This is a genomic window from Paenibacillus sabinae T27, from assembly GCF_000612505.1.
GTDB lineage: Bacteria > Bacillota > Bacilli > Paenibacillales > Paenibacillaceae > Paenibacillus_AQ > Paenibacillus_AQ sabinae.
The window spans coordinates 4,557,144-4,570,109 of the sequence record NZ_CP004078.1 but is presented as its reverse complement, the minus strand read 5'-3'; the positions used below and the strand labels follow the sequence as shown (position 1 = coordinate 4,570,109).

12 protein-coding genes are annotated in these 12,966 nt (G+C 53.2%); 9 read left to right on the top strand and 3 right to left on the bottom strand.

Features of this window, described 5'->3' with window-relative positions; translation table 11 throughout:
* Positions 1 to 4 precede the first annotated feature (4 nt).
* The 5 genes from PSAB_RS21085 (at position 5) to PSAB_RS21065 (ending at position 6,626) form a co-directional block, all read left to right on the top strand.
* Entirely contained in the window at positions 5 to 1,069 is a 1,065-nt protein-coding gene (locus tag PSAB_RS21085; protein ID WP_025336555.1) for an ABC transporter substrate-binding protein, read from the top strand.
* 274 nt (positions 1,070 to 1,343) lie between these two features.
* Entirely contained in the window at positions 1,344 to 2,018 is a 675-nt protein-coding gene (locus PSAB_RS21080) for a Na-translocating system protein MpsC family protein (protein ID WP_025336554.1), read from the top strand.
* A gap of 137 nt (positions 2,019 to 2,155) precedes the next feature.
* The gene (locus PSAB_RS21075) at positions 2,156 to 2,563 is read left to right on the top strand and encodes a response regulator (RefSeq protein ID WP_025336553.1); all 408 of its coding nucleotides are present in this window, start codon (positions 2,156 to 2,158) and stop codon (positions 2,561 to 2,563) included.
* Positions 2,564 to 2,752: 189 nt separating this feature from the next.
* On the top strand, positions 2,753 to 5,014 hold the full coding sequence (locus PSAB_RS21070; protein WP_025336552.1) for a PAS domain-containing hybrid sensor histidine kinase/response regulator: 2,262 nt from the start codon (positions 2,753 to 2,755) through the stop codon (positions 5,012 to 5,014).
* Positions 5,015 to 5,183: 169 nt separating this feature from the next.
* Positions 5,184 to 6,626: an amino acid permease gene (locus PSAB_RS21065; RefSeq protein WP_025336551.1), complete on the top strand. Its 1,443-nt coding sequence runs from the start codon at positions 5,184 to 5,186 to the stop codon at positions 6,624 to 6,626.
* On the opposite strand, the gene PSAB_RS21060 is transcribed toward PSAB_RS21065, so the two are convergent.
* Positions 6,623 to 7,255, bottom strand: coding sequence for a LysE family translocator (locus PSAB_RS21060; RefSeq protein ID WP_025336550.1), 633 nt, complete (start codon positions 7,253 to 7,255; stop codon positions 6,623 to 6,625). The genes PSAB_RS21065 and PSAB_RS21060 overlap by 4 nt on opposite strands.
* A 526-nt stretch (positions 7,256 to 7,781) precedes the next feature.
* Between PSAB_RS21060 and PSAB_RS21055 the strand changes: the two genes are divergently transcribed.
* The 3 genes from PSAB_RS21055 (at position 7,782) to PSAB_RS21040 (ending at position 10,457) form a co-directional block, all read left to right on the top strand.
* On the top strand, positions 7,782 to 8,861 hold the full coding sequence (locus tag PSAB_RS21055) for a bifunctional 3-deoxy-7-phosphoheptulonate synthase/chorismate mutase (RefSeq protein WP_025336549.1): 1,080 nt from the start codon (positions 7,782 to 7,784) through the stop codon (positions 8,859 to 8,861).
* A gap of 147 nt (positions 8,862 to 9,008) precedes the next feature.
* The gene (locus tag PSAB_RS21050; protein WP_025336548.1) at positions 9,009 to 9,296 is read left to right on the top strand and encodes an HPr family phosphocarrier protein; all 288 of its coding nucleotides are present in this window, start codon (positions 9,009 to 9,011) and stop codon (positions 9,294 to 9,296) included.
* Positions 9,297 to 9,626: 330 nt separating this feature from the next.
* Positions 9,627 to 10,457 (top strand): prohibitin family protein, encoded by an 831-nt coding sequence (locus tag PSAB_RS21040; RefSeq protein ID WP_025336546.1) that lies wholly within the window; start codon positions 9,627 to 9,629, stop codon positions 10,455 to 10,457.
* Between the two features lie 110 nt (positions 10,458 to 10,567).
* Here the strand turns inward: PSAB_RS21040 and PSAB_RS21035 are convergent, their stop codons facing one another.
* A complete protein-coding gene (locus tag PSAB_RS21035; RefSeq protein WP_025336545.1) occupies positions 10,568 to 11,557 on the bottom strand; it encodes a ketoacyl-ACP synthase III in 990 nt (329 codons plus the stop codon).
* Between the two features lie 13 nt (positions 11,558 to 11,570).
* A complete protein-coding gene (locus tag PSAB_RS21030) occupies positions 11,571 to 11,912 on the bottom strand; it encodes a hypothetical protein (RefSeq protein WP_025336544.1) in 342 nt (113 codons plus the stop codon).
* Positions 11,913 to 12,220: 308 nt separating this feature from the next.
* On the opposite strand from PSAB_RS21030, the gene deoC reads away from it, so the two are divergent.
* On the top strand, positions 12,221 to 12,898 hold the full coding sequence (deoC, locus tag PSAB_RS21025) for a deoxyribose-phosphate aldolase (RefSeq protein ID WP_025336543.1): 678 nt from the start codon (positions 12,221 to 12,223) through the stop codon (positions 12,896 to 12,898).
* Positions 12,899 to 12,966 lie beyond the last annotated feature (68 nt).

Sequence of the window (12,966 nt, the reverse complement as noted above, 5' to 3'; positions counted from 1 at the left end):
GAGGATGGCAAAGGTGTATAGAGAGATTCAGGGGGGCTGGGCACGGGGCTTTCGCTTCGTGCTTCTCGCAAGTATGGTCATGATGATGCTGGCCGTTTCCGCTTGCGGAAGCGGCGGGAATTCCGCAGGCAGCAGTGCGGGAGAGGCGGATAAGGCAGAGGCAGCGGGCAGCGGGAACAGCGCCAAGACCAGTGTTCCTTCGGTGCTGAATTACGGCTTCATCGGGGCCAACAAGCTGAATCTTCCCGGCGGGGCGGAAGGCTGGGGCTTCTATAAGGGCATCATTCAGGAGGAGCTCAAGAAACACGGCATTACAGAAGTGAAGCTGACCAGCTTCCCGAACGGACCGGACCAGACGGAATCGCTGATCAGCGGCCGGCTCGATTTCGGCTCGCTTGGTGATACACCCGCCATTATCGCTTATGCCGGTGGTGCCAAGACCCGCCTGATCGGCCAAGGATCTGCCCATACGGTCGGCTATATCATTGGCAAGAAGGATGGCCCGAAGACGGTAAAGGATCTGCAGGGCAAGACCATAGCCACCCAGAAGGGATCTTTCATGCACCGCTATCTTGTGGGACTGCTTAAGCAAGAAGGGGTGACGGATTACAAGCTCGTGCATATGCTCATTCCTGACGCTACCGCGGCCCTGGCACGCGGCGACATTGATGCGACGACCAACACCGGCGTTCAGGCGGTCAAGCAAATTTCCGACGGGTATCCGGCTTTGGACGATGCCTCCAAGCACCCTGATCTTCTTGGCTCCAGCGTGACCGTGGTTTCAGAGGATTATCTGGCGAAATTCCCGGATTTCCCGAAGATCTGGAACGAGGCGCGCGAGAAAGCGCTGGCCGATCTGAAGCAGCATCAGGACGAATATTACAAGTTCCTTGCCGAGATCGGGAACACGACGCCGGATATCGTCAAGCAGGTAAGCCCGATCGAAGACTTGAAGGATACCGCTTTTACAGATGACGGACTTTCGCTGCTTGAAGGCACGAAGAACTTCCTGGTGGAAGAGAAGCTGGCCAAAAAAGATTTCAACATCAGCGATTGGCAGCTGAAATAGCATTCTCTTCGGTTCGAAATCAGGATCGAATACAAAGGACAGGCCGGATTTTGCCGGCCTGTCCTTCTGTGTATGCGGTAACCTCCTCGTATTTTGTCAAACGGAAAGAGGCATTTGGAAGCATGGACCTCGCCCCGGAAACCAGGTGTATTTTTCTATATACGAAGCGCCCGGAAGATATTATACTAAGTTAGCATACCGTTTTTTCAGCAGACGGACTGCCTCCCCCAGGGCTTGCCAAGAAACTAGAGAAATTGATGCTGGAGGAAAATGTATGAGTACTATAGACCTGGCGGGACAGCTTTCCAGTTACACGGGAAGATTGCTTAGAGAGCGGTTCGGGAGAGGTCCCGAGTCCGTATACGCTTCAATTGCGAAGCCATGCATTGCGCTGCACATCCGAAATTTTATGGGACCGGTAGAGCGTTTCTTGCTCAGTAAAGAGGAGGAGCAGGCCTTTCGCTACACTCGAGAGCTGCTGATGAAGTCTCTTCTTCCCGAATTGTCCTCCTATATAAAGAGCGAGATGAAGATAGAGGTTACTGAGATTTTTTATGATTGGGGTATACATAACGCATCAGGTATGATTGTGGCTCTGATCAAGGGCGGTGAGGCCTTCACGGACGACTACGAGGGACAGGACGAGGTTCATAACCAGATTAATGAAGTAAGCCGCAAGGTACAAAGGTTCCCGGACCGGACAACCTCATGGTGGATTAATCCCCGCACCCTGATCGTCAAACGCGAAGGTATTCTGATTCCGCTGGAGAAAGAGCTGATCGATCTTGGCTACGAGAATACACTAAAGACGACCAAGCGAAAGATGGAGAAGCGTTATTTGGAGACCACCACCATTGCGGATCTGTTCGGCAAGGAACTGGCCGATATTTATGTGGACTGGGATTTCAATAAAGATAACAGCGTTATCGCGTTTACGTTCAATTCATAGATGGTTCAGGCGGGAATGAGTCGGACATGCAAATGAGCCGAACATAAGCCGAAGGAAGGGGATAGTCCCCTTTCTTCGGTTTTTTCATTTTTACGGAAATCCTGGAATGGCCGGGACCGCTGTAAGGGGGGAAGTGAATGGAAGAACGTTCGCAAAAGGTCCTGTATGTGGAAGACAATCCGCTGAATATGGCGCTGATGCATCATCTTTTCAAAAAAAATCTGCCTGACGTCCTGCTTCTGGAAGCCGAAACGGGGGAACATGGAATCGAAATGGCAAAGCAGCAGCGGCCGGACCTCATCATTCTGGATATTGGCCTTCCGGGGCTGAACGGATTTGAGACGCTGGAACACCTGCGGCACGGGGAATACACGCGCCATGTTCCGGTCCTGGCCATCAGCGCATTTGCCCAATTGTCCGATATCGCCAAAGCTCGGCAGGCGGGGTTTGCGGGGTATGTTACCAAGCCGATTCATGTAAGAACATTCACGGAAATCGTACTTAATCTGCTTGCCGGGGGAGCAGGCCGTTTTACCGGCTGCTGAACATCATCTGGAACAAGAAAGCTCTGGGGGAGCGCATGATGATAAACCGCAGGCAGCAGGCTCGGATTGGCTGAAAGGAACGGGATTTGCATTTGACTTTCGCCCGGATATACAAGATATTAATAATAAAGTTTTTAAACGATAAATTTCAACATATTTTTTCATTCCACAGACGGGCAGGTGGAGCAATTGCTGAGAAAATATACGGATGGCTATTCCCGTTTTGAACAGGCTTTCTTGACGGCGGCTGTCGGAGAAGGCTTTCTTTCCGTTGATGCGAAATGGACAGACATCAACTCTGCCGTTACCGGCATTCTTGGGCTTAGCGAACAAGAACTGCTTGAGCGCAGCTTCACGAGCGTAATCCTCCCGGATGATGTACCTGCAGCGGAACGGATGATTCGGCTTCTAAATGAAGGAACTGCAACCTTCCAGGAACAAGAGCTTCGGATGGTTTCAAAGGAAGGGGAGCCTGTATGGGTGCGGCTGCGGCTGACGTTAATCGAAGAGTCCGAGGTTCAGTCGTCCCGGTATTTCATTGTCAATCTGCTCCCTGTCTCCAAACCGGATGCCCCGTACCCAAAGGGACTGCCTGGCGATGACGAGCTGTACCGCTCCATTGCCGCCAATATGCGAGATATCATCTATTATACTTCGATTGACCGGGTGTGCCTGTACTGCTCCCCTTCCATTTCTGAATTACTCGGGTATCAGCCGGAGGAATTGCTCGGGAAGCGAAACTATGACCTTTTGCATCCGGACGATGAGCAGCTTGTCACCGGCCCGGAGCTGATGAAGCGCCAAAGCGTCCAGCTGCGCGTGCGGCATAAGGACGGCCGCTACATATGGCTTGATTTCACGATTCGTATTGTGGAGGATGGGGATAGCCGAAATGTGCTGGCCGTCGGACGCGATATGACAGAGCGCAAAGTCGTGGAGCGGCAGCTGCAGGAAATGCTGGAGAGGTACACCTCGCTGAAAAAATACAATCACGATGCGATCATCTCGATCGATTTGCTGGGGAATATGATCAACGGGAATGAGCGGGTCTGTCAGATGACAGGATACAGCATCTCGGAGCTGACCGGAATGAATGTGTCGATGCTTGTCGGAGAAGAGCATGTAGACGGCATTCTCGCTTTTTCGGCAGAGCACACGTTCAAAGAGCCGGATATCGACCGTATTCGCCATAAGGACGGCCATTATGTCGAAGTCATTGCGACGGTGGCGCCCATTATTATTAGCAATACCATAACGGGTTACTATATTATCGCCAAAGATATAACCGAGCAGAAGAAGCTCCTGATCGAAAAAGAACTCGCCGAGAGCATGAATCAGGCCAAAAGCGAGTTTCTGGCGGTCATGAGCCATGAAATCCGCACTCCGATGAATGGAGTGATCGGCATGGCGGACCTGCTGCTGGATATGAGTCCGCCCGACTCTACCATGCGGGAGTATCTGGAGATCATTCGAAAAAGCGGCGACACGCTGCTCTCGATCATCAACGATATTCTCGATCTCTCCAAAATCGAAGCGGGACGCACCGAATTGCAGGAGGAGCGTTTTGAACTGAGGCCTTGCATCGAATCAGCGGTTATGGTGCTTGCCCATAAAGCGGAGAGCAAGGGACTGACGCTGCGGATTTCAGTCGATCCGGAGATACCGGAATTTGTAAGAGGGGACAGCGAACGCCTGAAGCAGATTCTGATGAACCTTGTGGGCAACGCCGTCAAATTTACCAATACCGGGGGAGTGACCGTCCAGGTTCGGGCGGCAGAAATCATCGGCCGGGATCAGGTAAAGCTTGAAGTCAAGGTATCCGATACCGGCGTCGGCATCCCGGAGAATCAGCGGGAAAGGCTGTTCGAGCCGTTCTACCAGCCGGATCGCTTTATGCAGCGGCAGTATGAGGGAACGGGACTGGGACTTGCCATCGCGAAAAGACTGGTCGGCTTGATGGGCGGCAGCATCAGACTTGAGGATTCGGAGCAAGGAACGACCTTCGTGTTTACGGTCGTCTTCCGGAAGGCTGAGCAGGGCAGGATCCGGCTGGTAAAGGATACGCCGCGCGAAGGAGGATCGGACCGCTCTCTGCGGATTCTGGTAGCCGAGGATAATGAAATCAACCAGATTGTTCTGAGGAAAATGCTGGAGAAACGGGGGCATTCCGTATCCATCGTTTCCGACGGGCTGCAGGCCGTTCACGCATTGAACGACGAGATGTACGATCTGGCTTTTATGGATGTCCAGATGCCGGGCATGAATGGGCTGGAAGTGGTCAAGGTTGTCAAGGACACGCTCCCGAAGGAGAAGATTCCGGTGATTATTGCGATTACAGCCAACGCCTTGAAGGATGACCGGGAGCGTTGTCTGGCGGCGGGGATGGATGAATATATCAGCAAGCCGGTAAGAAGCGAGACGATCCGGAAAATGATCGGGAAGTTTTTTTAAGAAGCAGCGGGAGAGCTGAACCGGGAACCCGGCAGCACTGAAAGTTAAGCGAAGAGACGAGTAACGGTTAATCGTTATCGTCTCTTTTTTTGGTAGCTTGCACATGAAAAAAGCCAAACATAGGCATTCTAAATTCAGCATGCAATTTACTTCAAGCGAGGATGGAATTATGGACAATCAATCGTCTTCAAAAGGCGGCGGAAAGCTCAAGTGGTGGCAGTTGTCCCTGCTCGGAGTGGCGGGAACGATCGGCACGGGCTATTTTCTCGGTTCCGGCCTTGCGATTAAGATTGGCGGACCGTCCGTACTGATTGCTTATCTTCTGGCTGCAGCCGGAACCTACGTCGTCTTCGACGCGCTGTCCCGAATGACCGCTGATCATCCCGAGCAGGGCTCTTTCCGTTCTTATGCCCAGAAGGCGTTCGGGGGATGGGCGGGATTCGGGAGCGGGCATGTGTATTGGTGCTCCGAGCTGCTCATTATGGGGAGTCAGCTGACGGCGCTGTCCATATTCTCAAGGTTCTGGTTCCCTTCCGTTCCGATGTGGATTTTCGCCGCCGGTTTCGGGTTGCTCGGTCTGATTATTGTCTTTTTCGGCAATAAGGGCTTTGACCGGGTGGAGCATGTGCTTGCCGTAGTCAAAATGGCCGCGATCGTCATGTTTCTGGTACTGGCGGCGGGGCTGCTTATGGGGTGGATCGACGGAGGGCGGTTTAAGCCGAATCTGCCGCTGACGGCCAAAGAATGGTTTCCAAGCGGCGGAATGGGGCTGTGGTCGTCTTTTATCTTTGCCTTTTACGCTTATGGCGGAATTGAGGCGCTCGGCATTATGTCTTACCGGCTCCAGAAGCCGGAGGAAGCCCCGAAAGCGGGGAAGATCATGCTGCTGCTGCTCGCGGGCGTGTATGTCCTGTCGATCGCCCTGGCGATCATCATGGTGCCCCATTCCCGGTTTAATTCGAAGGAGAGCCCGTTCGTGCTGGCCTTAAGCAGCGACCATCTGGCTTTTGTTCCCCATGTCTTTAACGGGGTGCTGATCATTGCCGGCTTCTCCACGATGACTGCATCGCTCTATGCCGTCACTTCCATGATCATCACGCTTGCGCAGGAGGGGGACGCCCCCAAGCTGTTCTCGCGGAAGCTGAAGAATAAATATCCGGTGCCAGCGCTGAGCCTGATTGCGGCAGGTCTAACGGCGACCATCGTCATGTCTCGCCTGATGCCGGGAAAGGTGTATGAATACATCACCACGGCTGCGGGCCTTATGCTGCTCTACAACTGGTCGTTTATTTTGCTGTCCTCGGCCAGGCTGCTAAAGCCTTTCAGATTCAGCGGAGTCAAGCGCTGGTGCGGGCTCATACTGATCGCTGCGGCGGTCGCCGGGACGATCTTTCATCACGAGAGCCGGCCGGGCTTCATCGTCAGCCTGCTGCTTGTGGCCCTTATTGCCGGCTGCGACGCAATTGTCCAGTATATGCGCAAAAGGCGCAGCGGCGACGAAACAGAGGAGGACAAGCCGGAAACACCGGCTGCTGCTCCCCGGCATGGGCGGTTAAGCGGTGGACCCAGCTTCCGGATCAAGGGCATTTGGCTGCGAAAATCGCGGCTTTAGTGGAAAAAGATAATCCTGACCGCTTCCTTCCCGAAGTACAGTCCGAAGCCGATCAGCGCCAATCCGGATAGGATGGACAAGCTTTTTAATACGCGGGCGGTCAAGAATCTGCGAAAAAAGCTGGCCGCTCCTGCCATGCTGATATCCCAGAGAAGAATCCCGAGCACGATGCCGCCGCTGTAAAAGAGAAGCTGACGCATCGGGTACTCCGCAGCCGCTTTGGCCAGTACAGAACCGTAAATGCCGAGCCAGAACAGGATCGACAGCGGATTGAACAGGGACATCAGAAATCCGGAAAGCAGCGATTTGCTAAGGCTGGCATCATCTCTTGTCTGCCCCGGGTACGTGTTGCGGCCGGCATCCTTCATGCTCTCGATTCCGGTGTACACCAGCACCAAAAAACCGAACAGCCAAAGAAAAGCTTTGACATACGGGGACTCCAGCAGTTGAATGACGCCGAAATAGACAAGCAGCATATATAAAATGTCCGCGCAGATGGCCCCGAGCCCAACAAGCCAGGCATGCCAGAAGCCGCTCCGGATGCCTTTGTCCAACTGTGCGGCGTTAATGGGCCCGATAGGTGCCGAGAGCGATATGCCAAGAAAAATGTAGCCGATAAAAATGTCCACGGTTTCGTCTCCTCTTTCAGCCGGATGGGTCGCGTACAACTTATCCTATTCGGCGGAGTGGACATGTACTACATTTTTTGGAAAAAGGACTTGAGATAAAGTTTTGCAGTATTAATGCTTTAATGCGTTGGTCAGAGCCATTGCATCGGGCGACAATATCCATTAAGATACCAGAAGAAACGACTCGCTGCCGTCTGAACGGCACCAGTAATCATAAAGCAAAGACGTTGACGAAGAGAGTAAGCGGTAAACCTGCGGGTCCGAACAGGGAAGGCACGCCAAAGACTGAGAGCTGCCCCGGATACGATTGCCGCCGAAGTTCACTTCGTAGTCGGTTCCTGAAGTGCCTTTTTACTTGGCATGCGTAGGGAATTCCGCGCCCCGCGTTACCGGGTTAAAGACAGAGCTGAATTCCTTCGCCTTTGAAGAACGGCTCTAAATAAGGGTGGTACCACGGCTCCTCGTCCCTTGACGGAGAGCTTTTTTGCGTTGTTATAAAAGAATAAGAAGGAGTGTAGAAATAGTTATGAGTAATGCAGAATTGGAAAACCTGAGAAACCGGCTGGATGAGATCAACAGTGAGCTGCTTGCGCTGATTTCGGAGCGGGCGGAGATTGTCCGTGAAATTGGAGCTGTCAAAGAGAAGCAGGGCGTACCGAAATTCGATCCCGAACGGGAAAAGAAGATGCTGGATAAGCTCGTTGCAGAGAACAAGGGACCGTTCACGGAAAGCACGATCCGCACGCTGTTCAAGCAGATCTTCAAGGCATCGCTTGATCTGCAAAGCGCCGAGCATAAGAAGAGCCTGCTTGTCAGCCGCAAGACCCGCAAGGAAGACACGGTTATTCTCCTTCCAGGAGACGTTGTCGTTGGCGGCAGCGCTTCGGTGATGGTTGCGGGTCCTTGCTCGATCGAGAGTGAGCAGCAGACCCGGGCGGTAGCTGCGGCGCTGCAAAAGGCGGGCGTTCGCGTAATGCGCGGCGGTGCGTTCAAGCCTCGCACCTCGCCGTACGATTTCCAGGGTCTCGGCATGGACGGCCTGCGCATCCTGCGCGAAGCTGCGGATGAATACGGCCTGCTGACCATCAGTGAAATCGTGGACCCGGCGCATATCGAGCCTTCGCTCGATTATGTCGACATCATTCAGATCGGCGCGCGCAACATGCAGAACTTCGAGCTGCTAAAGGCGGCGGGCGAAGTGAACAAACCCGTACTGCTGAAGCGCGGACTCGCGGCGACGATGGAGGAGTTCCTGCACGCGGCCGAGTACATTATGTCCCGCGGCAATACGCAGGTCATGCTGATTGAACGCGGTATCCGCACCTATGAGAAATGGACGCGCAACACGCTCGATATTTCCGCCGTGCCGATTCTGAAGCAGGAGAGCCATTTGCCGGTGCTGGTCGACGTTACCCATTCCACCGGACGCAAGGACATTCTCGCACCATGCGCAAAGGCTGCCCTTGCGGCGGGAGCCGACGGCATTATGGTCGAGGTTCATCCCGATCCGGCGACGGCGCTGTCCGACGCGGCGCAGCAGCTTAATTTCGACGAGTTCAACACGTTCTTCGACGAAGTGAAGGCGTCCGGACTTTACCGCCAATAATGCCCGAGAGAGCGTGCCGAGACCGCACTTTAGAAGCCGGCGGATGAAGGTTTCCCGATTTTGTCATGAATACTGGGCCGGACTCCCTTTCAAGCCGCCGCTCCCGATGTTAAAATTTGAGGTAACAACCTTGGGAGGGATCTACTAATGCGCGTGCACGATATTACTTTGACCCGCGACTTCTCCTCCGATGACCTCAAGAGCATATCGATCAAAGCGGGACGTTACCTCTCCGAGATTATACTGCTGAAGCCGGATGCGGTCATCGATGCGAAAAGCTTGCTGGGAATGATGCTGTATCCGCTCAAAAAAGGCTTTGTCATCACCATCCGCACCAAAGGCAAGGACGAGGAAGAAGCGCTGGACTTTATGTGCGAGATTATGGATTCCCGCCAAAGCGGCGATGTCGTCCTAAAGGCGGGGGGAATGGTCTAGATGCTGATTTGTAACAGCAGGAAGCCAGGCGTGACTGCTCTATAACCCGTAAGGCGCAAGCCCATGAGCGACATCGCCCATGAGCTTGCGCTTTTTGCGTTCGGGGAATGGAGGCGGACATATCGGGCTGAATGTTGAGCAAAGGCTTCCGGCCTTCAACAACCGGCCTGTGCCGTTTAATTTCTGGCCGACTTGCGACCTTTTACTCATCCCGGACGTATACTTGGTTATAGCGGAAGGCCGGCAGAACCGGGCAGAGTGACTTTGGACGCCGAAACAGCATCCCGCTTCGGGGCTTCCCGCAAAACATTAGGGGGAATGTTTGTGAATATGGCAACTAATCCAAAGCTGCGGTCGTTTCGTTCCGGAAGAATTATCGGCGCTGTCGCGGCTGGGCTTATCGTGCTGCTGATCGGGGGGAATGCATTTTCCACGGTCGAATACGGGCACGTAGGGCTGTACAAGACGTTCGGGAAGCTGAACGACAATGTTTTATCGCCGGGGATTCATTTCAAGCTTCCGTTTATCCAGACCATCATCCAGGTCAACACGCAGGTAACCAAGGCGGAAACCGACACCTCGGCTTCGTCGAAGGATCTTCAGCCCGTATCAACGCATGTAGCGGTGAACTATTCGGTGAACAAGGAGTCGGCGTACAATCTGATGAACAATATCGGCGGCAACTTCGACTCGGTGATCATCAATCCGGCCATTCAGGAAATCGTTAAGGAAGTTACGGCCAGATACCCTGCGGAGGACCTTATTACCCGACGCGATGTGGTTGCCGGCGAGATTAGCGATCATTTGAAGAACCGGCTGGCAAAATACGATTTGATTGTGAACGACATCAACATTGTTAATTTTAAATTCTCCGAAGCGTTTAACGATTCGATTGAAGCAAAGCAGGTAGCCCAGCAGCAGGCGCTGAAAGCGGAGAACGATCTGAAGCGGATCGAAATCGAGGCTAAGCAAAAAGTCGCCCAGGCTCAGGCCGAGGCCCAGTCGCTAAAGCTGAAGAAGCAGGAAGTTACGCCCGAACTCGTCCAGCTGAAGCAGATTGAGGTCCAGGAAAAAGCGCTGGATAAATGGGACGGGAAGCTGCCGTCCGTTACCGGAGGCGCGACTCCGTTTATTGACCTCAATTCTCTGGCCGGAAAATAATCCTCTACAAGTCCGGTGCGTTTTTGCCCCGGCGTTGACCCTGAACAAAGAACCTCCGATAACGGCTAGACGCCGTCGGAGGTTCTTTGTCAATAGTTGTAGAAGGCCATTTAATATTGAAAAAGAACGGTCGGAAGCTGCCAGCCGGCTCCCACCGACCAGAAGAAAATGTAATCGCCCCGTTTGATGCTCCCCTGTTCAATGCCGCGCTGCAGCGCAATAAAAGGGCTGCTTGTCCCCGTATAGCCAAACTCGTCTCCCACATAGATGAATTTATCCATATCGGCGCCCAGCTTTTCGCAGATCAGCTCGATATTTTTCAGTGAGAACTGCGACAGGCAAAAGGCCGCAATGTCGTCCAGAGTCAACCCGTTACGCCGCATCACTTCCTCGATATCGGCCGCTGCCGGTTCAACCACGCAGGTGCCGTCAAACGGCTTCCAGGAAATCCGTATTTGCTCAGGTGTCATTTCGGGATTATAAATATTGGACAGGCCGCATGCCGGGAACATGATATTCTCGCAGTCATCGGAATCGGTATAGTACAAGGAGTCAATGAAGCCCGGCCGCTCGGCGCGGCGCTCCAGAATGACGGCTGCCGCGGCATCTCCGAAATTGGGTAATGTGATTTCATCTTCGGGGTTGCAGTTCACCGAGCTAAGGTCGCTTCCTACGACCAGAGCATAGCGAACATGGGGGTTCGACTGCATATAACGGCTGGCCTGTTCTACCGCAGCCACCATGCCGGCGCAGTTCGCGTTGGAGTCGAGTGTAATCGTGCGGGATTTGCCGCGAAGCCTATGATGCAGCAGCAGTGCGTTGGTAGGATATGTATATTCCGGCGTCTGGGACGAGAAGACAATCATATCAAGATCCTCGCTTGCAAGTCCGGCATCCGAAAGCACCTTCCTCGCAGCCTGATAACCCATGGTCAGCGCGTTCTCTCCTTCGGCGGCGATATATCTTTGCTCTCTGCCCATCACTTGCAAAAAGCGGGCAATATCCTTGCCTCTGCTTTTAAAATGATCCAAATAATAATCGTTGTGCACGACTTTTTCCGGGTGATAATAGGCGGCCTGGCGAATCGCAATATGCTCCAGAGGAAACACCTCCCTAGACCTCTCTGATCTCGTAATTCGCAAGGTTAGTCGTACGCGCTATACGGCCAAGCTGCATTTTGAGAACAGGATTTTTGGCAATCGTAAAGACGACGTTCTTGAAGCCCGATTCCTTGTACATCAAGTAGCACTGTTCCAGCATGGGGACGACCCCGGGAGCGGTGACGTTCAGCGTCGTGCAGTCCAGCACGATATCGTAATCTTTAGGATTGAACTTGCTTACGGAATCGTTGTAGGCAGCGACGAAACGTGCGGCGTCCTCCTGTGAGAAAGAACCTTCTACGACAACATTTAGCGCGCGCGAAGCCGGATTGGTTTCGAATTTAAAGCTTCCCATTTGGTGTGTCAATCTCCTCTCTCTAGTAAAAATAGAATCAAAAATTGGAATATGTCGAAAATTTGAGGATACTTGCTACATTATACCTATATTTTCTAATTCGGAAAAGACAACAATTAACAAAAAAATTCATTGCAGTCGAAATTTTGCTAATTCCTTTGGGCCGTTTTATCCATCGCTTTTGATAATCCGGGATTAAGTACCTGGCGAGCTATCCTTCAAAGCCGTCCGCTATGCAAAAAAGCGCCTAGTTGGTATGATTACAGGGAGTGAGCAAATCACTATCTACGTTATGGAGGAAATTGCATATGAGTGAAACCAACCTGACTCGGATGATCGATCATACGCTGCTTAAAGCGGATGCCCGTAAAGAAGATATTGTAAAACTGGCCGAGGAAGCCAAAAGCTACAAGTTCGCCTCCGTATGCGTCAATCCGGCCTGGGTTTCCGTCGCCTACGAAGTGCTGAAGGATACGCCGGAGGTGAAGGTATGCACCGTAATCGGCTTTCCGCTGGGAGCTTCTACGCCGGAGACCAAGGCTTTTGAAACGGCGAACGCTATCGCTAACGGAGCGGAAGAGGTCGATATGGTCATCAATATCGGCGCGCTTAAAGATGGCGACGACGAGCTGGTGAAGCGAGATATCGCCGCCGTGGTGGAAGCCGCCCGCGGAAAGGCGCTGACCAAGGTCATTATCGAGACCAGTCTGCTTACGGAAGAAGAGAAGGTCCGCGCCTGCAAGCTGTCGGTGGCAGCCGGAGCCGATTATGTGAAGACATCGACCGGCTTCTCCACCGGCGGCGCGACCAAGGAGGATATTGCGCTCATGCGCAGAACCGTTGGGCCGGACATCGGGGTCAAGGCCTCCGGCGGCGTTCGCAGCGCGGAAGACGCCCTGGCGATGGTCGGAGCGGGAGCCAGCCGGATCGGAACGAGCGGCGGCGTCGCGATTGCCAAAGGCGAGCAGAATATTGCCGGATATTGATCGTTTTACGTGCTGGACAAGCTGTGGCTATAAGAGGAAAAACCTCTTTGGCCGCGGCTTTTTTTTAT

Bases quoted from the DNA above. Each gene is read 5' to 3' on its own strand.
- PSAB_RS21065 (WP_025336551.1), top strand. From the start codon at position 5,184: ATGGACAATCAATCGTCTTCAAAAGGCGGCGGAAAGCTCAAGTGGTGG.
- PSAB_RS21075 (WP_025336553.1), top strand. From the start codon at position 2,156: ATGGAAGAACGTTCGCAAAAGGTCCTGTATGTGGAAGACAATCCGCTG.
- PSAB_RS21080 (WP_025336554.1), top strand. From the start codon at position 1,344: ATGAGTACTATAGACCTGGCGGGACAGCTTTCCAGTTACACGGGAAGA.
- PSAB_RS21055 (WP_025336549.1), top strand. From the start codon at position 7,782: ATGAGTAATGCAGAATTGGAAAACCTGAGAAACCGGCTGGATGAGATC.
- PSAB_RS21050 (WP_025336548.1), top strand. From the start codon at position 9,009: ATGCGCGTGCACGATATTACTTTGACCCGCGACTTCTCCTCCGATGAC.
- PSAB_RS21030 (WP_025336544.1), bottom strand. From the start codon at position 11,912: ATGGGAAGCTTTAAATTCGAAACCAATCCGGCTTCGCGCGCGCTAAAT.
- PSAB_RS21085 (WP_025336555.1), top strand. From the start codon at position 5: ATGGCAAAGGTGTATAGAGAGATTCAGGGGGGCTGGGCACGGGGCTTT.
- deoC (WP_025336543.1), top strand. From the start codon at position 12,221: ATGAGTGAAACCAACCTGACTCGGATGATCGATCATACGCTGCTTAAA.
- PSAB_RS21040 (WP_025336546.1), top strand. From the start codon at position 9,627: ATGGCAACTAATCCAAAGCTGCGGTCGTTTCGTTCCGGAAGAATTATC.